Origin of the sequence: Nocardioides albidus (assembly GCF_006335005.1) — a bacterium.
Classification (GTDB): Bacteria; Actinomycetota; Actinomycetes; order Propionibacteriales; family Nocardioidaceae; genus Nocardioides; species Nocardioides albidus.
Genome location: NZ_VDMP01000027.1, coordinates 287,139 through 305,912 on the forward strand (window position 1 = coordinate 287,139; position 18,774 = coordinate 305,912).

Annotated in this window: 16 protein-coding genes; 14 read left to right on the plus strand and 2 right to left on the minus strand. The window is 69.1% G+C overall.

The features are described from left to right. Positions 1-40 precede the first annotated feature (40 nt). Together FHP29_RS19760 and FHP29_RS19765 are read right to left on the minus strand one after the other, a co-directional pair. Positions 41-1,321, minus strand: coding sequence for an aspartate aminotransferase type Ic (locus tag FHP29_RS19760; RefSeq protein ID WP_240044625.1), 1,281 nt, complete (start codon positions 1,319-1,321; stop codon positions 41-43). 88 nt (positions 1,322-1,409) lie between these two features. Next, positions 1,410-1,778, minus strand: a complete 369-nt coding sequence (locus tag FHP29_RS19765) for a nuclear transport factor 2 family protein (RefSeq protein ID WP_139624571.1) — start codon at positions 1,776-1,778, stop codon at positions 1,410-1,412. Between the two features lie 293 nt (positions 1,779-2,071). Here FHP29_RS19765 and rplJ point away from each other — a divergent pair, with 293 nt between their 5' ends. From rplJ to rpoB, 14 genes are all read left to right on the plus strand, one after another. Further along, positions 2,072-2,743: a 50S ribosomal protein L10 gene (gene rplJ / locus FHP29_RS19770; RefSeq protein ID WP_139624572.1), complete on the plus strand. Its 672-nt coding sequence runs from the start codon at positions 2,072-2,074 to the stop codon at positions 2,741-2,743. A gap of 80 nt (positions 2,744-2,823) precedes the next feature. Further along, positions 2,824-3,216: a 50S ribosomal protein L7/L12 gene (gene rplL, locus FHP29_RS19775; RefSeq protein ID WP_139624573.1), complete on the plus strand. Its 393-nt coding sequence runs from the start codon at positions 2,824-2,826 to the stop codon at positions 3,214-3,216. A 305-nt stretch (positions 3,217-3,521) separates the two neighbouring features. Then, a complete protein-coding gene (locus tag FHP29_RS19780; protein ID WP_139624574.1) occupies positions 3,522-4,481 on the plus strand; it encodes an ABC transporter ATP-binding protein in 960 nt (319 codons plus the stop codon). A gap of 82 nt (positions 4,482-4,563) precedes the next feature. Then, positions 4,564-5,346, plus strand: a complete 783-nt coding sequence (locus FHP29_RS19785; protein ID WP_139624575.1) for an MlaE family ABC transporter permease — start codon at positions 4,564-4,566, stop codon at positions 5,344-5,346. Between the two features lie 4 nt (positions 5,347-5,350). Continuing rightward, positions 5,351-6,178, plus strand: a complete 828-nt coding sequence (locus tag FHP29_RS19790; RefSeq protein WP_139624576.1) for an MlaE family ABC transporter permease — start codon at positions 5,351-5,353, stop codon at positions 6,176-6,178. A 7-nt stretch (positions 6,179-6,185) separates the two neighbouring features. Beyond that, positions 6,186-7,442 carry an MCE family protein gene (locus FHP29_RS19795; protein ID WP_240044626.1) on the plus strand — a complete coding sequence of 419 codons (1,257 nt, stop codon included), beginning with the start codon at positions 6,186-6,188 and terminating at the stop codon, positions 7,440-7,442. Next, positions 7,442-8,482, plus strand: coding sequence for an MCE family protein (locus FHP29_RS19800; protein ID WP_139624577.1), 1,041 nt, complete (start codon positions 7,442-7,444; stop codon positions 8,480-8,482). The genes FHP29_RS19795 and FHP29_RS19800 overlap by 1 nt, the downstream gene beginning before the upstream one ends. A gap of 13 nt (positions 8,483-8,495) precedes the next feature. Next, positions 8,496-9,464 carry an MCE family protein gene (locus FHP29_RS19805; protein ID WP_139624578.1) on the plus strand — a complete coding sequence of 323 codons (969 nt, stop codon included), beginning with the start codon at positions 8,496-8,498 and terminating at the stop codon, positions 9,462-9,464. Then, the gene (locus FHP29_RS19810) at positions 9,461-10,597 is read left to right on the plus strand and encodes an MCE family protein (RefSeq protein WP_139624579.1); all 1,137 of its coding nucleotides are present in this window, start codon (positions 9,461-9,463) and stop codon (positions 10,595-10,597) included. The genes FHP29_RS19805 and FHP29_RS19810 overlap by 4 nt, the downstream gene beginning before the upstream one ends. Then, complete coding sequence (locus FHP29_RS19815; protein ID WP_139624580.1) at positions 10,594-12,066, plus strand: MCE family protein; 1,473 nt, start codon at positions 10,594-10,596, stop codon at positions 12,064-12,066. The genes FHP29_RS19810 and FHP29_RS19815 overlap by 4 nt, the downstream gene beginning before the upstream one ends. Next, positions 12,063-13,370: an MCE family protein gene (locus FHP29_RS19820; RefSeq protein ID WP_139624581.1), complete on the plus strand. Its 1,308-nt coding sequence runs from the start codon at positions 12,063-12,065 to the stop codon at positions 13,368-13,370. Before FHP29_RS19815 ends, FHP29_RS19820 begins: the two co-directional genes overlap by 4 nt. Positions 13,371-13,389: 19 nt before the next feature. Next, the gene (locus tag FHP29_RS19825) at positions 13,390-14,097 is read left to right on the plus strand and encodes a hypothetical protein (RefSeq protein WP_139624582.1); all 708 of its coding nucleotides are present in this window, start codon (positions 13,390-13,392) and stop codon (positions 14,095-14,097) included. After that, positions 14,094-14,948 (plus strand): J domain-containing protein, encoded by an 855-nt coding sequence (locus tag FHP29_RS19830; protein ID WP_139624583.1) that lies wholly within the window; start codon positions 14,094-14,096, stop codon positions 14,946-14,948. Before FHP29_RS19825 ends, FHP29_RS19830 begins: the two co-directional genes overlap by 4 nt. Positions 14,949-15,200: 252 nt before the next feature. Continuing rightward, positions 15,201-18,710, plus strand: coding sequence for a DNA-directed RNA polymerase subunit beta (gene rpoB / locus FHP29_RS19835; protein WP_240044627.1), 3,510 nt, complete (start codon positions 15,201-15,203; stop codon positions 18,708-18,710). Positions 18,711-18,774: the final 64 nt, after the last annotated feature.

The following is an 18,774-nucleotide window of genomic DNA, read 5'->3' on the forward strand; positions in this document are numbered from 1 at the left end:
TCCGCCGACCCGCCGATCCGCGGACCCGCGGACTCGCAGCTCACCCGCGGGTCAGCGACTCCAGCGCGGCGAGCTCGACGCAGAGGGCGACGCCGGCCATCGCGGCCCTGACGTCGTCCAGCCCGGGGTAGGTCGGGGCGAGGCGGATGTTGCGGTCGTTCGGGTCGTTGCCGTGGGGGAAGGCGGAGCCGGCGGGGGTCAGCACGATGCCGGCCTCCTTGGCGAGCTCGATGACCCGCGTGGCGGTCCCGTCGACGACATCGAGGTTCACGAAGTAGCCGCCGGTCGGGACGGTCCACTCGGCGATGCCCAGGCCGGAGAGCCGCGAGGACAGCGCCTCCTCGACCGCCGCGAACTTGGGGGCGATCAGGTCGCGGTGCTTGCGCATGTGCGCGCGCACGCCGTCCGCGTCGCCGAAGAACTCGACGTGGCGCAGGTGGTTGACCTTGTCGGGGCCGATGGCGGCGAAGCCGAGCCGCTGGAGGTACCACGCCTTGTTCTCGGCCGAGGCGGCGAGGGCGGCGACGCCGGCGCCGGCGTAGGTGATCTTGGAGGTCGAGGCGAACATGATCGGCCGGTTGGGGTGGCCCGACGCCTCGGCCAGGCTGAGGGCGTCGGCGCTCTTGGCCTCGTCCTCGGTGAGGTGGTGCACGGCGTACGCGTTGTCCCACAGGATGCGGAAGTCCGGGGCGGCCGTCGGCATCGCCATCAGCTCGGCGGCGACCTCGGGGGAGCAGACCGAGCCCGTCGGGTTGGCGTACGTCGGCACGATCCACATGCCCTTGACGCTCGGGTCGTCGGCGACCACGGCCCGGACAGCGGCGACGTCGGGTCCGTCGGCGTTCATCGGGACGGTCACCATCTCGATGCCGAGCTCGGCGAGCATCGTGAAGTGGCGGTCGTAGCCCGGCACGGGGCAGACGAACCTCACGACCGGCTCCTGGGACCAGGGGCGCGGCGAGTCCGGCCCGCCCTTGATCAGCAGGGCCGTGAGCACCTGGTGCATGAGGGTGAGGCTGGAGTTGCCTCCGCACACGACGTTGGCGACGTCGACGCCGAGCAGGTCCGCGAAGATCTCCCGCATCTCGATCAGACCCTCGAGCCCACCGTAGTTGCGCACATCGGTGCCCGAGCGGTCCTGGTACGTCGACGGCAGGCCGAGCAGGTCGTTGGACAGGTCGAGCTGGTCGGCCCCCGGCTTGCCGCGCGTGAGGTCCAGCTTCAGTCCGCGCGCCTTCAGCTCGTCGTACTCCTCGCGCACGCTCGTCAGGCGCGCAGCGAGCTCGTCGGCGGACAGGGCGGAGAGCGGGGAGGTGGTCACGAGGTCCATCGTGCCAACTCCCCGCTCGGGTCGCCCCACCGCGTCCGGTGAACGGTCAGGGTGCGCCGGGCGGACCGGCCTCGAGGGCTCAGGCGCCGCGGCGCACGTCCTGGCGCGACCAGAACGCCCGCATGCTGGTGATCAGCCCGTCCTCGGAGAAGGTCATCACGTCGATGGGCTCGATGACCGACCGCTCCGCGCCCGTGCCCGAGACGACACGGAAGGAGAACGCGGCCTCGTCGCCGGCCACCCGCAGCGCCAGGAGCTCGGTGCTCCGCTGCCGGGAGGTCAGCACCTCGTAGAAGGCGGCGATCTCCTCGGTGCCCTTGCGGGCGGGCGTGCCCACCGGGTCCTCGAGGGTGGCGTCGGGGGCGTACAGCGCGGCGATCTCCGCTCCGCTGCTGGCGTTCGCGACGAGGTCGAGGTAGCGGGCCACGGTGCTCGGGATGTCGGTCATGACCGCATCGTCGGCATGGGGCGGCGTACGGCGGCCGGCGGTCCCGGTCGCCGGGATTTGGCGCAGTCGCGCGGGCGCCGTACCGTTGCCCACTGAAACCTCAAGACCGCCGGTCGTCCGGGCTCCCAGCCCTGACCGAAGGTTCCGCCGAAGGGCGGACGGCCTGCGCAGGGAATCAGAGCATCGCCGAGTGCACCGTCAGGTGCGCGAGGTCCACGCCCTGAGCGCCTGCGCTCGGGGCGTTCGTCATGGTGGCGAATCCTTCGCGGTGGTCCCCATCCGGAAGGAGACCCATGGCGCGGGCAGACAAGCAGGCCGCCGTCGCGGAGATCGCTGAGTCGTTCAGCGAGTCCGCAGGCGCTGTGCTGACCGAGTACCGCGGTCTCACCGTCAAGGAGCTGCAGGACCTTCGCCGCTCCCTCGGTGCGAACGCCAGCTACGCCGTGGTCAAGAACACGCTGGCCAAGATCGCCGCCAAGGAGGCGGGGATCGACGGCTTCGACGACCTGCTCACCGGCCCGACCGCGATCGCCTTCATCCAGGGCGACGTCGTCGAGGCGGCGAAGGGTCTGCGTGACTTTGCCAAGGCGAACCCCGCCCTTGTGATCAAGGGTGGCGTTCTGGACGGCAACCTCCTCGACGCGAAGGAGATCGCCAAGCTGGCCGATCTCGAGTCGCGCGAGGTGCTCCTGGGCAAGCTGGCGGGCGCGATGCTCGCCTCGCTGAGCCAGGCCGTCTACCTCCTCAACGCCCCGCTCGCCCAGGCTGCCCGGCTCGCCGGCGCCCTGGAGGCGAAGGCGCAGGAGGACCCCTCGATCCTCGCAGGTGGTGCTGGTACGCCGGCCGCTGCCGAGGAGACCCCGGCCGCTGAGGACGCCGCCCCCGCCGAGGAGGTCGAGGCGCCCGCTGCCGAGGCCGACGAGGCCGAGGCTGCCGACGAGGCGACCGAGTCCACCGAAGCCTGATCCAGGCCGACGTACACCACCTGAAACCCGGGCCGCCCGCGCCGAGCGCGGTCGGGCCATCTGAGAAAGGACACGCCACCATGGCGAAGCTCACCACCGACGAGCTCCTCGACGCGTTCAAGGAGATGACCCTCATCGAGCTCTCCGAGTTCGTGAAGCAGTTCGAGGAGACCTTCGGCGTCACCGCCGCCGCCCCGGTCGCCGTCGCCGCTGCCCCCGCCGCCGGCGGTGCCGCCGGTGGCGCCGAGGAGGCCGCTGCTCAGGACGAGTTCGACGTCGTCCTCGAGGCTGCCGGTGACAAGAAGATCAACGTCATCAAGGAGGTCCGCGCGCTGACCTCCCTCGGTCTCAAGGAGGCCAAGGACCTCGTCGAGAGCGCCCCCAAGGCGATCCTCGAGAAGGTCAACAAGGAGACGGCCGACAAGGCCAAGGAGGCCCTCGAGGGCGCCGGCGCCACCGTCACCCTCAAGTGACGCGTCGCTGACACGACACACTCCGGTCACGAGGCCGGCAGAGCACACGCTCTGCCGGCCTCGTGCCATTTCCCCCGTCGTTCTCCCCGTCGTTCCCCCGTCGTTTCCCCGGTCCTGACGCGGACGGCGCGTGGACGCCTAGCACTACTCGTGAGTTGGACACTAGGCCTACTCGCCAGTACCTTTCGGGTCACGTTGGCCAGGTGCACGTGACGCGTGACACGGTGGCCGCGTAACGTGCGCCGCGTGGTTGCGTTGTTCCTATCGCAGCCGGGGCCGGCGAGCGGACGTAGGAGAGGGCAATCATGGGCGTCGACGTACAGGTCACCAACCTGACGAAGCAGTTCGGGAAGCAGCTGATCTGGAAGGGCGTGACGCTGACCCTTCCCGCGGGTGAGATCTCCGTGATGCTGGGCCCGTCGGGCACCGGCAAGTCCGTCTTCCTCAAGGCTCTCATCGGCCTGATCAAGCCCGACGAGGGCTCGATCGTCATCGAGGGCACCGACATCGCCTCCTGCTCCGAGAAGGAGCTCTACGAGATCCGCAAGCTGTTCGGCGTGCTGTTCCAGGACGGCGCGATGTTCGGCTCGATGAACCTCTACGACAACGTCGCCTTCCCGCTGCGCGAGCACACCAAGAAGAGCGAGTCCGAGATCCGTGACATCGTCATGGAGAAGATGGACATGGTCGGTCTGCTCGGCGCGGAGATGAAGCTGCCCGGCGAGATCTCGGGCGGCATGCGCAAGCGCGCAGGTCTGGCCCGGGCGCTGGTCCTCGACCCGGAGATCCTGCTGATCGACGAGCCCGACTCCGGCCTCGACCCGGTGCGCACCTCGTTCATCAACCAGCTCTTCGTCGACCTCAACGCACAGATCGACGCGACCTTCCTCATCGTCACCCACGACATCCACAGCGTGCGCGTGGTGCCCGACCAGATCGGCCTGCTCTACCACAAGCACCTCGCGATGTACGGCCCGCGCGAGATGCTCCTGTCCTCCGACGAGCCCGTCGTGCGCCAGTTCCTCAACGCGCAGACGATCGGGCCGATCGGCATGTCGGAGGAGAAGGACGCCGACCAGCTCGCGGCCGAGAAGGACATGGACCTCCCGCCGCTGCCGCCGATCCCGCTGCAGATGGAGCCGTCCAACGGCATCCCCCGCCGCGCGCAGCGCCCCGCCGGCGAATGGTGCCGCCTCAACGGCGTGACCCCTCCTCCCGGATCGTTCACCCGCGAGGCCGAGCACGCCTCGGGCCACCAGAGCTGAGCGAGTCCCCCTGACAGCAAGCATCGACAGCAAGCACCCGACACGAGACCAGGACACAGGACCAGACAGGAAGGGGCGGTAGGTGTCGCTCACTGCTGCACGCGTGGTCGCCCCGATCGGCACCGCGGGCAAGCTGTTCGCCTTCGCGCTCGACGTGGGGCGTGGACTCTTCCGTCGTCCCTTCCAGGGCCGCGAGTTCATCCAGCAGGCCTGGTTCATCGCCTCGGTCACGATCATCCCCACCGCTCTCGTCGCGATCCCGTTCGGAGCGGTCATCGCCCTCCAGGTCGGTGGCCTGATCAAGCAGTTCGGCGCCCAGTCGTTCACCGGCTCCGCCTCCGTGCTCGCGGTCATCCAGCAGGCCGGTCCGATCGCGACCGCGCTGCTCATCGCGGGCGCGGGCGGCTCGGCGATCGCCGCCGACCTCGGAGCGCGCAAGATCCGCGAGGAGCTCGACGCCATGATGGTGCTGGGCATCGACCCGATCCAGCGTCTCGTCGTGCCGCGCGTGCTCGCCTGCATGCTCGTCGCGGTGTTCCTCAACGGCATGGTCAGCGTCGTCGGCGTCGCCGGCGGCTACGTCTTCAACGTCATCCTCCAGGACGGCACGCCCGGCGCCTACATCGCCAGCTTCACCGCGCTCGCCCAGCTGCCCGACGTGTGGGTCGGCATGATCAAGGCCCTCGTCTTCGGACTGATCGCCGCCATCGTCGCCGCCTACAAGGGCATGAACGCCGGCGGCGGTCCCAAGGGCGTGGGCGACGCCGTCAACGAGTCCGTCGTCATCACCTTCCTCCTCCTGTTCGTCGTCAACTTCACTCTGAGCACGATCTACCTGCAGCTCGTGCCCCCGAAGACGGGTTAGCGCGATGGCGAGCGTCAAGGCGATCTACGACCGGCCCATGAAGGGCCTGGACAACCTCGGTCACGAGCTGTCCTTCTACATCAAGGTGCTCCTTGCGGCGCCCCGCTCGGTCAAGCGCTACCCGCGCGAGATCATGCGGATCCTCGCCGAGGTCACCCTCGGCTCGGGCGCCCTCGCGGTCATCGGCGGCACCGTCGGCGTCATCATCGGCATGACCTTCTTCACCGGCGCGCAGGTCGGCCTGTCCGGCTACGCCGCGCTCAACCAGCTCGGCACCGCCGCGTTCGCCGGCTTCGTCTCCGCCTACTTCAACACCCGCGAGATCGCCCCGCTGGTCGCGGGCATCGCTCTCGCCGCGACCGTCGGCTGCGGCTTCACCGCCCAGCTCGGCGCCATGCGGATCTCCGAGGAGATCGACGCGGTCGAGGTCATGGCGATCCCCTCGATGCAGTTCCTGGTCACGACCCGGGTCATCGGGGGTCTCATCGCGATCGTCCCGCTGTACGTCGTCGGCCTGCTGTCGTCGTACGTCGCGAGCAGGCTCGTGGTGACCAAGTTCTACGGCCAGTCGAGCGGCACCTACGACCACTACTTCAACCAGTTCCTGCCACCCGGTGACGTGCTGTGGTCGTTCGGCAAGGTCCTGGTGTTCGCGGTCGTCGTCATCCTCATCCACTGCTACCACGGCTACACCGCCTCGGGTGGTCCCGCCGGCGTGGGCGTCGCCGTGGGTCGCGCCGTCCGCACGAGCATCGTCGCGATCAACGTGATCGACCTGTTCCTGTCGATGGCCATCTGGGGCGCCTCGACGACGGTCAGGCTGGCGGGGTGAGCGCGCGGTGAACCGGATCCTCGCTGCCCACAAGGCGCTCGGCGTCGTCTTCGTGGCGATGCTGCTGCTCGGCGTGTGGCTGACCTATGCGACCTTCACGAAGAAGTTCACCGACTACGACGAGGTCACGCTCAACACCTCGACGATCGGTCTCCAGCTCCCCACCCGCGCCGACGTGAAGGTCCGCGGCGTGATCGTGGGGGAGGTGCTCGAGGCCCGCTCGGGTCCCGAAGGTGCCGTGCTGACGCTGGGGATCTACCCCGACAAGATCGGCGTGATCCCGGCCAACGTCACCGGCTCGATCGTCCCGAAGACGCTGTTCGGCGAGAAGTACGTCTCGCTCGTCGTTCCCGAGACCGGCCCGTCCGGCACGATCCGCGCCGGTGAGACGATCGCCCGCACCGAGGTCGCGACCGAGCTCGAGGAGGTCCTCTCCGACCTCTATCCGCTGCTGCGCACGGTCCAGCCGGCCGACCTCAACGCGACCCTGACCGCGATCGCGACGGCGCTCGAGGGCCGGGGCGAGCTGCTCGGCAAGAACCTCGAGACCCTCGACGGCTACCTCAAGCAGCTCAACCCGCAGATCCCCGCTCTGCTCGAGGACCTCAAGCTGACCGCCCAGGTCTCCGACACCTACGCCGACATCCTCCCCCAGGTGGCCCAGATCCTCGACGACACCGTGAAGACCACCGGCACGATCGAGGAGCGCGAGGCGGCGCTGACCGCGACGCTGCGCGACATCCGCAGCTTCTCCGACACCGCGCGCTCCTTCCTCGACGCCAATGCCGTGCGACTGCGCCGCGCCGGCGAGCTGAGCACCGAGGTCCTCCGCGTGGTGGCCCGCTATGCGCCCACCATCCCGTGCATGGCCGCCGGCGTCGTCAAGGCGCAGGGCCGGCTCGCCGAGGCCTTCCGCGGCTACGAGCTCCACATCGTGCTCGAGACCCTGCAGGACCAGCCCCGCAAGTACACCGCGGCCGACCGGCCGAGGTTCGGTGACGACCGCGGCCCCAACTGCCACGGCCTGCCCGACATCCCGTGGAGCCAGGACAACCCCTTCCCGCCGCTGCCGCACCTCAACGACGGCATGAACGGCAGCACCGAGAAGGGCAACCTGCGTCCCGCCCCCGGCCCGCTCGGCTACACCGGGAGCCCGGACGACGTGACCGCGCTGCGCGGCGCCCTCGAGCAGGAGTACGCCGGCGCCGGCACCGACCTCAACGTCCTGCTGGCCGGGCCGCTCCTGGCGGGAGGTGCTCGCTGATGGCGCGCGGGATGGACAAGAAGACCGGCGGCGACCTGATCCGCCTCGTCGTGTTCATGGTGTCCACGGCGCTGGCGACCAGTGTCCTCATCATCACGATCGGCAACCTCTCCTTCGGTGCGACCAAGGAGTACGCCGCCGACTTCGTCGACGCCACGGGAGTCAACAAGGGCGACGACATCCGGATCGCGGGAGTCAAGATCGGCACGGTCGAGGAGGTGGAGATCGTCGGGGCCAGCCGGGCCCGGGTCACCTTCTCGGTGGACGCCGACACCCGCCTCGACGACGCGACCCACGCCCAGATCAAGTACCGCAACCTGCTCGGTCAGCGCTACATCTCGCTCTACCAGGACGGCGAGGGGAGCCAGCGGCTGCAGGAGAAGCACACGATCCCGGTCAAGCGCACCAACGGTGCGCTCGACCTGACGGTTCTCTTCAACGGCTTCAAGCCGCTCTTCCAGGCGCTGTCTCCCGACGACATCAACAAGCTGTCCTACGAGATCGTCCAGGTCTTCCAGGGCGAGGGCGGCACCGTGGAGGGACTGCTGTCGAGCACCGCGTCGGTCACCCAGACCCTGGCCGACCGCGACAAGGTGATCGGCGAGCTGCTGAGCAACCTCGACTACGTCCTCGACCATGTCGCCGACCGTGACAAGCAGCTGACCGACCTCATCGACAGCTTCCGCTCCCTCGTCGGCGGGCTCAACGAGGACCGCGAGGCGATCTTGGGCTCCCTCGACTCGATCTCGGAGCTGTCGGTGCAGACCGCCGCTCTCGTCACGGACATCAAGGACCCGTTCGTCAAGGACATCAAGGAGCTGCGCCGCGTCGCAGGCAGCCTCGACGACAACCGTCAGGAGATCGACCGCGCCCTGCAGGTCCTGCCGATCAAGCTGACCAAGATCGGGCGTACGGCGACCTACGGGTCGTGGTTCAACTTCTACCTGTGCCACTTCAAGGCCACGATCAAGGTCCCCGGCCTCGCCAACCCGGTCGGCGCCACCTATGGCGCGACCGCCGACCGATGCACGCTGGGATGAGGGGAGGAGTCGAATGAAGCCCTTCCGCGAGCGCAACCCCGTGCTGATCGGGGCCGTGAGCATCGCCGTCCTGCTGCTCGGCCTGGTCGCCGCCTTCCGCGCGAACGACCTGCCGCTTATCGGCGGTGGCGACACCTACTACGCCTCCTTCTCCGAGGCGGGGGGCCTCAAGCCGAAGGACGAGGTCCGCATCGCCGGGGTCCGGGTCGGCCAGGTCACCTCGATGGAGCTCGACGGCAACTCGGTCAAGGTCGGGTTCAAGATCAAGACCGACGCCGAGTTCGGCGACCAGACCCGGGCCGACATCAAGGTGAAGACCATCCTCGGCTCGATGTACCTCGCCCTGCACCCGGCGGGCGACGGCCAGCTCGCCGAGGAGGCGGTCATCCCCGTCGAGCGCACGAGCTCGCCGTACGACGTCGTCGAGGCCTTCACCGGGCTGGCCGAGACCTCGGCCGACATCGACACCGACCAGCTCGCCGGCGCGCTGACCACGCTGGCCGACCTGACCCGCAACACGCCCGAGGAGTTCCGCTCGGCCCTCGGCGGGCTCTCGGCGCTCGCGCAGACAGTCGCCTCGCGCGACGACGAGATCAACTCGCTGCTGAAGAACCTCAACCGGGTCTCGACCGTGCTCGACTCGCGCGACGAGGACATCGTGGCCCTGATGAAGGACGCCGACACGCTGTTCACCGCGCTGCTCCAGCGCAAGGCGCAGATCCACCGCCTGCTGGAGTCGACGAGCACCCTCAGCACGAAGCTCACCGGACTGATCAAGGACAGCCGCGCCGATCTCAAGCCCGCGCTGGACCACCTCGACTCGGTGCTGCAGGTCGTGAAGAAGAACGAGGACAACCTGGAGGACTCGATCCGCCTGATGGCGCCCTTCTACCGCGTGTTCGCCAGCACCCTCGGCAACGGACCCTGGTTCGACACCTACATCTTCAACCTGCCCCCCGTCCCCGGGACGGTGACGCCATGAGTGGCGCGCGGCGCTGGCTGCCGCTGGCCGTGATCGGCGTCCTGATCGTCACCGGCCTGGTCTGGATGCTCGGCAGCGGGAGCAGCGACAAGACCGTGACCGCCTACTTCCCCCGGACCGTGTCGGTCTACGAGGGCAGCGAGGTCCGGGTCCTCGGGATCCCCGTCGGGCAGGTTCGCGAGGTGGTGCCCGAGGGCACCAAGGTCAAGGTCGTGATGGCCTACGACTCCGATGTCCGGGTGCCGGCCGACGCCGACGCCGTCATCGTGTCGCCCTCGGTCGTCGGTGACCGCTACATCCAGCTCTCTCCGGCCTTCGAGGACGGCGACGAGCCGATGGCCGACAACACCGTCATCGACGCGACGAAGACCGCCATCCCGCTGGAGCTGGACGAGATCTACGGCAGCATCGACAGGCTCACCGTCGCCCTCGGTCCCGACGGCGCCAACAAGGACGGCGCCCTCAGCGACCTGCTCGAGCAGACGGCGAAGAACTTCGGTGGTCAGGGCGCCCAGTTCCACCAGACGATCGAGGACTTCGGCCGGCTGAGCGAGACGCTCGACAACAACAAGGACGACCTCTTCGAGTCGGCCAGGCAGCTCGAGTCCTTCCTCAAGACGCTCGCCGACAACGACACCACGGTGCGCGACTTCAACAAGTCGCTCGGCGACGTCTCCAGCCTGCTGGCCGACGAGCGCCAGGAGCTCACGTCCGCGCTGTCCAACCTCGGTACGGCGCTCGACCAGGTCGCCCGCTTCGTCAAGCGCAACCGCGCGGTGCTGGGCCGCAACATCCGCGACCTCAACCGCGTCTCCAAGGTGCTGGTGCGCCAGCGAGGCGCGCTCGACGAGCTGCTCCAGGCGGGCCCGCTGGCGCTGACGAACCTCTACCACACCTACAACCCCAAGGACGGCACGCTCGACACCAACGCCAACCTGGGCAACCTGGTGCACGAGCTGACGTCGAACCCGTCCGCGGTCGTCTGCGCCCTGGTGTCGGGTGCCGACCAGAGCGGCGACCTGTGCGACCTGGTCGACACGCTGCTGCCGCGAGGCGCGCCGTTCGGCACCGGCTCCTGGTACGGCCAGCCCTACGACCCCACGCTCAACGGCCTCGTGGAGGTGGACCGATGAGCCGCGTCACCTCACTGCGGACCCGGCTGCGGGCCGGCGTCGCGCTGCTCGCGGGAGCGCTCCTGCTGACGGGCTGCGACTTCGACGTCTACGAGCTCCCGCTGCCCGGCGGCGCCGACACCGGCGACGACCCGATGACGATCAGCGTGCGCTTCGACGACGTCCTCGACCTGGTGCCCAAGTCCTCGGTCAAGGTCAACGACGTCGCCGTCGGCAAGGTGACCGACGTCCGCCTCGACGGCTACCAGGCCGTGGTGACCCTCGAGCTGCGCAAGGACGTCGACCTGCCGGACAACCCGGTCGCCTCGATCCGCCAGACCAGCCTGCTCGGCGAGAAGTTCGTGTCCCTGGCGGCTCCGGAGACCGGCGCCCAGGGCCACCTCTCCGACGGCGACGTCATCAAGGACGGCGGACGCAACCCGGAGGTCGAGGAGGTGCTCGGCGCGCTGAGCCTGGTCCTCAACGGTGGCGGCATCGCCCAGCTCAAGACCATCACCAGCGAGCTCAACCTCGCGCTCGAGGGCCGTGAGGACTCCGCGAAGTCGGTCCTCACCCAGGTCTCGTCGCTGATGGGCCAGCTCGACCAGCGCAAGCAGGACATCGTCGCGGCGATCGAGTCGGTCAACCGGCTCGCGATCACCGCCCGCACGCACCAGGCCAGCATCGACCGGGCTCTGGACGAGCTGCCCAGCGCGCTCGAGTCCCTCGACCGGCAGCGCGACGACCTGGTCCGGATGCTCGACGGGCTCACCCAGCTCAGCGACGTCGGCGTCCGCGTCATCAAGACCACCAAGGCCGCAACGATCGACACCTTGAAGATGCTCAACCCGGTGCTCTTCCAGATCGCCCAGGCCGGGGACGACTTCGCCCAGGGATTCAGCACCTTCCTGACCTATCCGTTCATCGACGAGTCCGTCGGGCGGGACCCGCAGGTCGCGCGCAACCTCCACATGGGTGACTACGTCAACCTGTCGGTCGATCTCGCGCTCGACCTCGGCAACCTGCGCCTCCCCGGCGTCGCCTGCATCGCGACCGACCAGCTGCCCGACCTGCCGCTGGACGTGCTGATCGACCTGAAGACGCTGTGCCCGGCAGCCACGCAGAGCCTTCAGGCCTGCTTGAAGACGCCGCCGGACCCGCAGGCGTGCCTCAAGCTGCCGGGTGCGCTGCTCGACGATGTCTGCGAGGCCGTCAAGCTGCTGTGCGGCGTGACCGGCGGACTCACCGGTGCCGCGAGGACCGGCCCGACGGCCGGCAGCCCGAGCGCGACCGACAACCAGCTGGGCACCTTGCTGTCGACCGTGCTCGGCGGTGGCGGGCTCGGCCGTCCGGCGCCCGGCGGGAGCAGCCCGTCCGACGTCCTGTGGCGCGACTTCGACACGACGTACGACGCCGGTCTCGTCAGCCTGTACGCCGCACCCCTGGTCGCCAGTCGCCAGATCGAGCAGAAGGTGGGGTCGGCGCAGTGATCACCCGTCGTACTCGCATCCAGCTCCTCGTCTTCGCCCTCATCACCCTGCTCGGCGTCACCTTCGTCGGGGCCCGCTACGCCAAGCTCGACCGGATGGTCGTCGACCGCACCTACACGGTCACCGCCCACTACCCCCAGTCGGGTGGCATCTTCACCGGCGCCGAGGTGACCTACCGCGGTGTCGGGATCGGCAGCGTCGGCGACCTCGTGCTGACCGACGAGGGTGTCGACGTCCACCTCGACATCGACAAGAAGTGGGACAAGATCCCGCTCGACAGCCTGGCCCTGGTCGGCAACCGCTCGGCCGTCGGCGAGCAGTACGTCGAGCTGCAGCCCCAGACCGACGCGGGCCCCTACCTCCGGGAGGGCTCGGAGATCTCCGAGGTCGCGACCCCGATCGCCACCGAGAAGCTGCTCGGCGATCTCTCGGCCACCGTCGCCAGCGTCGACCGGCAGGCGCTGCAGACGACCGTCAGCGAGCTCGGCCAGGCCTTCGCCGACACCGGGCCGGACCTGCAGCGCATCATCGACACCGGCAACTCCTTCATCGAGACCGCCGACGAGAACTTCGACCTCACCACGGCCCTCATCAAGGACAGCAACACCGTCCTGCGGGGCCAGGTCGCCTCGGAGTCCTCACTGCGCACCTTCGCCCAGCAGCTCTCGCTGTTCAGCTCCGCGCTCGCCGGCGCCGACCCGGCGCTGCGCCAGGTGATCGACTCCGGCTCGGTCGCCGCGACCCAGCTGCGGACCTTCCTGGAGCAGAACGGCGTCGAGCTCAGCGAGCTGCTCGCCAACCTGGTCGCCACCGGCGAGGTCGTGGTCCAGCACCTCGACGCCCTCAAGCAGATGCTCGTCGTCTACCCCTACGCCGTCGCCGCCGGCCAGGTGGTCGTCGGCCGCAAGTCCAAGCAGGCGGGGGGCAGCGGCTTCTGGGACGCCCACTTCGGCCTGATCCTCTCGCCGAGCTCCACCCCCTGCTACGCGGGCTACCTCAAGGCGCGCCGCAACCCGGAGTCGGACCGCGGCAACGCGCCGATGCCCGACAACGTCGGCTGCACCGAGCCGATCACCAAGAGCAACCCGCGCGGCACGCAGAACCTCCCGCGCGTCGCACCCGGGGTCCAGGGCTACGACGTCGGGGTCCGGGTGGACCCCGCGACCGGCGAGCTGACCTGGGGCGTGACGGCCCAGGGCGAGGCGTGGTCCGACACGCGCGGTAACGTGGCGCCCCCGTCCCTGGGGAAGGACTCCTGGAAGTGGCTCTACCTCCAACCGCTGCTCGACCCGACCGCCCGTTGAGCGCGTCGAGGCACATCGCGTGAAGGGCACCAGTGCCACGCTCCGCTGGAGCGTGATCGGACTGCTGCTCGGCGTCGTCGTCGCGGCGCTCGGCGTCAGTGTGTGGACGCTGGTCGACAAGGGCGCCGGATCCAACCCGGGCAAGAGGCTCGACTCCCTCATCGACCCGCCGCGCGACGAGAGCACCGACCGCGAGAAGGTGCTCGCCGCCGGCCGGACCTTCGTGCAGCGCTTCAACACCTACGGCCCGGAGATGCTCGACACGTCGGGCAAGATGCCCGACTACGCCTCGCTCGGCAAGCTGATGACCGCGAAGTTCCGCACCGTCTTCGACAAGAACGTCGGCTACGCGGAGGAGACCGTCAAGCAGACCCAGACCGACCGGGTCGGCACGCCGTACGCCGTCGGCGTGGCCAGCATCGACGACGACTCCGCCGTGGTCCTGGTCGCCGGCATCGTCCAGTTCACGCTGCCGGACCCCTCCGCTCCGACCGACGCCTCCAAGCGGGTCCCGCTCGAGCCGCTCCGGTTCCGCTACGAGGTATCCCTGGTGAAGCAGCACGGCACCTGGCTGGTCGACGACCTCGACGACCTCGACGACCAGCTGCCCTCCTTCGGCGAGGCGTCGATCCCCGAAGGTGGGGGAGCGGGGGAGCAGCCCTCGGGCCAGCCGTCCGCTCCCGCGACGACGCCGTCCCCGAGCCGCACCGGGGAGGACGAGCAGTGAGCACCAACCTCTACGACCTTCTCGACGTCGACGAGACGGCCGGCGCCGACGAGATCCGGGCGGCCTGGAAGCGCGCGATCGCCGACCTCGACCCGACCGAGCGCCGCTTCCGCGCCTACAACGACGCCGCCGGCGTCCTGCTCGACCCCGACAAGCGCGCGGCGTACGACGCCGAGCTGGCGGCCGAGCGCGAGGCGGACGAGGCGGCGGCGGAGCCCGCCGTGCCTCCCGCGGCTGCGACGGAGCCCGCCGAGACGGCGACCGCGGACGACCCGACCCCGTCCCCCGCCGAGCGCCGCGGCCCCGGTCCGATCGCCCTGGCCGCCGCGGCCGTCGCGGCGGTCCTGTCGGTGATCCTCGCCGTGGTCGTCGTCACGCTGCCCGGCGCGCGCGGCGACGACTCCGCCCGGGAGCTGAGCGCGCGCAACGTCCGCGTCGAGCGCGCGGCGCTCGAAGCCGAGGGCGCCGCCGAGCAGATGGTCGCCCCGGTGCTCTCCTACGACCACCGGACCATGGCCACCGACCTCGAGCGCCTGCGCGGCTTCATGACCGACAAGATGGCCGAGAAGCAGGCCAGGGGCTGGCCCGAGCTCACCAAGGAGGCCGAGGCCCAGAAGGTGGTGGTCGTCGCCAGGTCCGCCGGCACCGCCCTGACCCGGGTCTCCGAGAACGGCCGGCGCGCCACCGTGGTGGTGTTCATCGACCAGCACGTCACGAAGGCGGGCAAGGACCCGTTCGTGCTGCGGATGTGGGCGACCTTCTCCCTGCTGAGGGCAGCGGGCAGCGAGTCCAAGTGGCTCCTCGACGACCTGTGCACCGACGACTCCTGCGACGACCTGGACAACGGCTGACCCACCCGCTCCGGGCGCGGCGGCCTTGACCTCGGGGCGGCGCCCGAGCATGATCGGCGGACCGGTCTGCGCCGGACACCGATGGGCCGCCCCGGCTGCGCGACGATTTGCGCAGCCGATATTGTGGAGCGCTCGCTGGTCGTGTATCGTGGCTCCTTGCGCCTGCCCTCAGATGCGCTTCGGCCTGCCCGGTGGCCGATGACGTGGTGGGCCGGGCGCTCTCGAAGAGTCGAACCCGTCGAAGGACAACTCTTGGCCGCGCGCACCACCCCCGGTAAGTCCCGCATCTCCTTTGCGAAGATCACCGAGCCGCTGGAGCTTCCACAGCTCCTCTCGCTCCAGACCGACAGCTTCGACTGGCTGATCGGCAACGAGGCCCACAAGGCCCGCATCGAGGCCCGGATCGCATCCGGCGTCGCCGCCACGTTCAAGTCCGGACTCGAGGAGATCTTCGAGGAGATCTCCCCGATCGAGGACTTCTCCGAGACGATGTCGCTCTCGTTCGAGAACCCGGTGTTCTACGACCCGAAGTACACCGTCGACGAGTGCAAGGAGAAGGACCTCACCTACTCCGCCCCGCTCTACGTCTCCGCCGAGTTCACCAACAACGAGACCGGTGAGATCAAGGGCCAGACGGTCTTCATGGGCGACTTCCCGCTCATGACGCCCAAGGGCACCTTCGTCATCAACGGCACCGAGCGCGTCGTCGTCTCGCAGCTGGTCCGCTCGCCCGGTGTCTACTTCGAGCGCACCGCCGACAAGACGTCCGACAAGGACATCTTCACCGCCAAGCTGATCCCGAGCCGCGGCGCGTGGCTGGAGTTCGAGATCGACAAGCGCGACATGGTCGGCGTGCGCCTCGACCGCAAGCGCAAGCAGAACGTCACGGTCCTGCTCAAGGCCCTCCAGGCCATCGCCGAGGACACCGGCGAGGAGTACGACTACGAGGCCGTCATGGCCGACCTGCGTCAGTACGAGTCGATCCAGCTGACCGAGGAGAAGGACAACACCCAGGGCCCGGACGACGCCCTGCTCGACATCTACCGCAAGCTCCGCCCGGGCGAGCCGCCGACGCGCGAGGCCGCGCTGACGCTGCTGAAGAACTACTACTTCAACCCGAAGCGCTACGACCTGGCCAAGGTCGGCCGCTACAAGGTCAACAAGAAGCTCGGTCAGCACGAGGCCTTCGACCAGCAGACGATGACGATCGCCGACATGGTCGCGACCATCAAGTACATCGTCCAGCTGCACAACAACGACGAGTTCGTCACCGCCATCGGCGGCGAGATCCTCAAGGACGCCGACGGCAAGGACCTGCCGGTCCTGGCCGACGACATCGACCACTTCGGCAACCGGCGCATGCGCACGGTCGGCGAGCTGATCCAGAACCAGCTCCGCACCGGCCTGGCCCGCATGGAGCGGGTGGTCCGCGAGCGGATGACGACCCAGGACGTCGAGGCCATCACGCCGCAGTCCCTGATCAACATCCGTCCCGTGGTCGCGGCGCTGAAGGAGTTCTTCGGCACCTCGCAGCTCTCGCAGTTCATGGACCAGACCAACCCGATCGCGGGCCTGACGCACAAGCGTCGCCTCTCCGCGCTCGGCCCGGGCGGTCTCTCCCGTGACCGCGCCGGCATGGAGGTCCGCGACGTCCACCCGTCGCACTACGGCCGCATGTGCCCGATCGAGACGCCGGAAGGCCCCAACATCGGTCTGATCGGCTCGCTCGCCTCCTACGGCCGGATCAACCCGTTCGGGTTCGTCGAGACGCCGTACCGCAAGGTCGTCGACGGCAAGGTCACCGACCAGATCGACTACCTCACCGCCGACGACGAGGACAAGTACGTCATCGCGCAGGCCAACGCGGTGCTCGACGCCGAGGGCAGGTTCGCCGAGGACCGGGTGCTCGTGCGCCTGCGCCACGGCGAGGTCTCCGAGATCCCGGGCGACGACGTCGACTACATGGACGTCTCGCCGCGCCAGATGGTGTCGGTCGCGACCGCGCTGATCCCGTTCCTCGAGCACGACGACGCCAACCGCGCGCTCATGGGCGCCAACATGCAGCGTCAGGCCGTGCCGCTCATCAAGAGCGACTCGCCCATCGTCGGCACCGGCATCGAGTTCCGTGCCGCGGTCGACGCCGGTGACGTCGTGGTGGCCGACAAGGCCGGTGTGGTCAAGGAGGTCTCCGCCGACCTCGTCGAGACCATGAACGACGACGGCACCTACTCGTCGTACCGCCTCGCGAAGTTCAAGCGCTCCAACCAGGGCACCTGCATCAACCAGCGTCCGCTGGTCGAGGCCGGGGACCGGCTCGAGGTCGGCTCGCCGATCGCCGACGGTCCGTGCACCGACATGGCCGAGATGGCGCTGGGCACCAACCTGCTCGTCGCGTTCATGCCGTGGGAGGGCCACAACTACGAGGACGCGATCATCCTCAGCCAGCGCCTGGTGCAGGAGGACGTCCTCACCTCGATCCACATCGAGGAGCACGAGGTCGACGCCCGCGACACCAAGCTGGGTCCGGAGGAGATCACCCGCGACATCCCCAACGTCAGCGAGGAGATGCTCGCCGACCTCGACGAGCGCGGCATCATCCGCATCGGCGCCGAGGTGTCGACCGGTGACATCCTCGTCGGCAAGGTCACGCCCAAGGGCGAGACCGAGCTGACCCCCGAGGAGCGCCTGCTCCGCGCGATCTTCGGTGAGAAGGCGCGCGAGGTCCGCGACACCTCGATGAAGGTGCCGCACGGCGAGTCCGGAACGGTCATCGGCGTGCGCGTCTTCGACCGCGAGGAGGGCGACGAGCTGCCGCCGGGCGTCAACCAGCTGGTGCGCGTCTACGTCGCGCAGAAGCGCAAGATCTCCGTGGGTGACAAGCTCGCCGGCCGTCACGGCAACAAGGGCGTCATCGCGAAGATCCTGCCGATCGAGGACATGCCGTTCATGGAGGACGGCACGCCGGTCGACGTCGTGCTCAACCCGCTGGGTGTGCCGCGACGCATGAACATCGGCCAGATCCTCGAGCTGCACCTCGGCTGGCTCGGCAAGCAGGGCTGGCACATCGACGCCGACCTGCGCGACGAGGAGTGGGCCAAGCGCCTGATCGCGATCGGCGCCGACGAGGCCGCGCCCAACACGAAGCTGGCCACGCCGGTCTTCGACGGCGCGCGCGAGGACGAGATCACCGGTCTGCTCCGGGTCACGCACAAGAACCGTGACGGCGAGCGGATGATCAAGGAGGACGGCAAGGCCAACCTCTTCGACGGCCGCTCCGGCGAGCCGTTCAAGTCCCCGGTGTCGGTCGGCTACATGTACATCCTCAAGCTCCACCACCTGGTCGACGACAAGATCCACGCTCGCTCGACCGGCCCCTACTCGATGATCACGCAGCAGCCGCTGGGCGGTAAGGCCCAGTTCGGTGGCCAGCGGTTCGGCGAGATGGAGGTCTGGGCGATGGAGGCGTACGGCGCCGCCTACGCCCTGCAGGAGCTGCTGACCATCAAGTCCGACGACGTGCCCGGTCGCGTCAAGGTCTACGAGGCCATCGTGAAGGGCGAGAACATCCCCGACTCGGGCATCCCGGAGTCGTTCAAGGTTCTCGTCAAGGAGATGCAGTCGCTGTGCCTCAACGTGGAGGTGCTGTCCCAGGACGGCTCCACCATCGCGTTGAAGGACGCCGACGAGGACGTCTTCCGCGCGGCGGAGGAGCTCGGCATCGACCTGTCGCGTCGCGAGAACCCCTCGGTCGAAGAAGTCTGATGCGTGCGGAGGTGCGCCGGCCCCGCCGGCGTACCTCCCCGCTGAAGTCCTCCCTCTCTTCTTT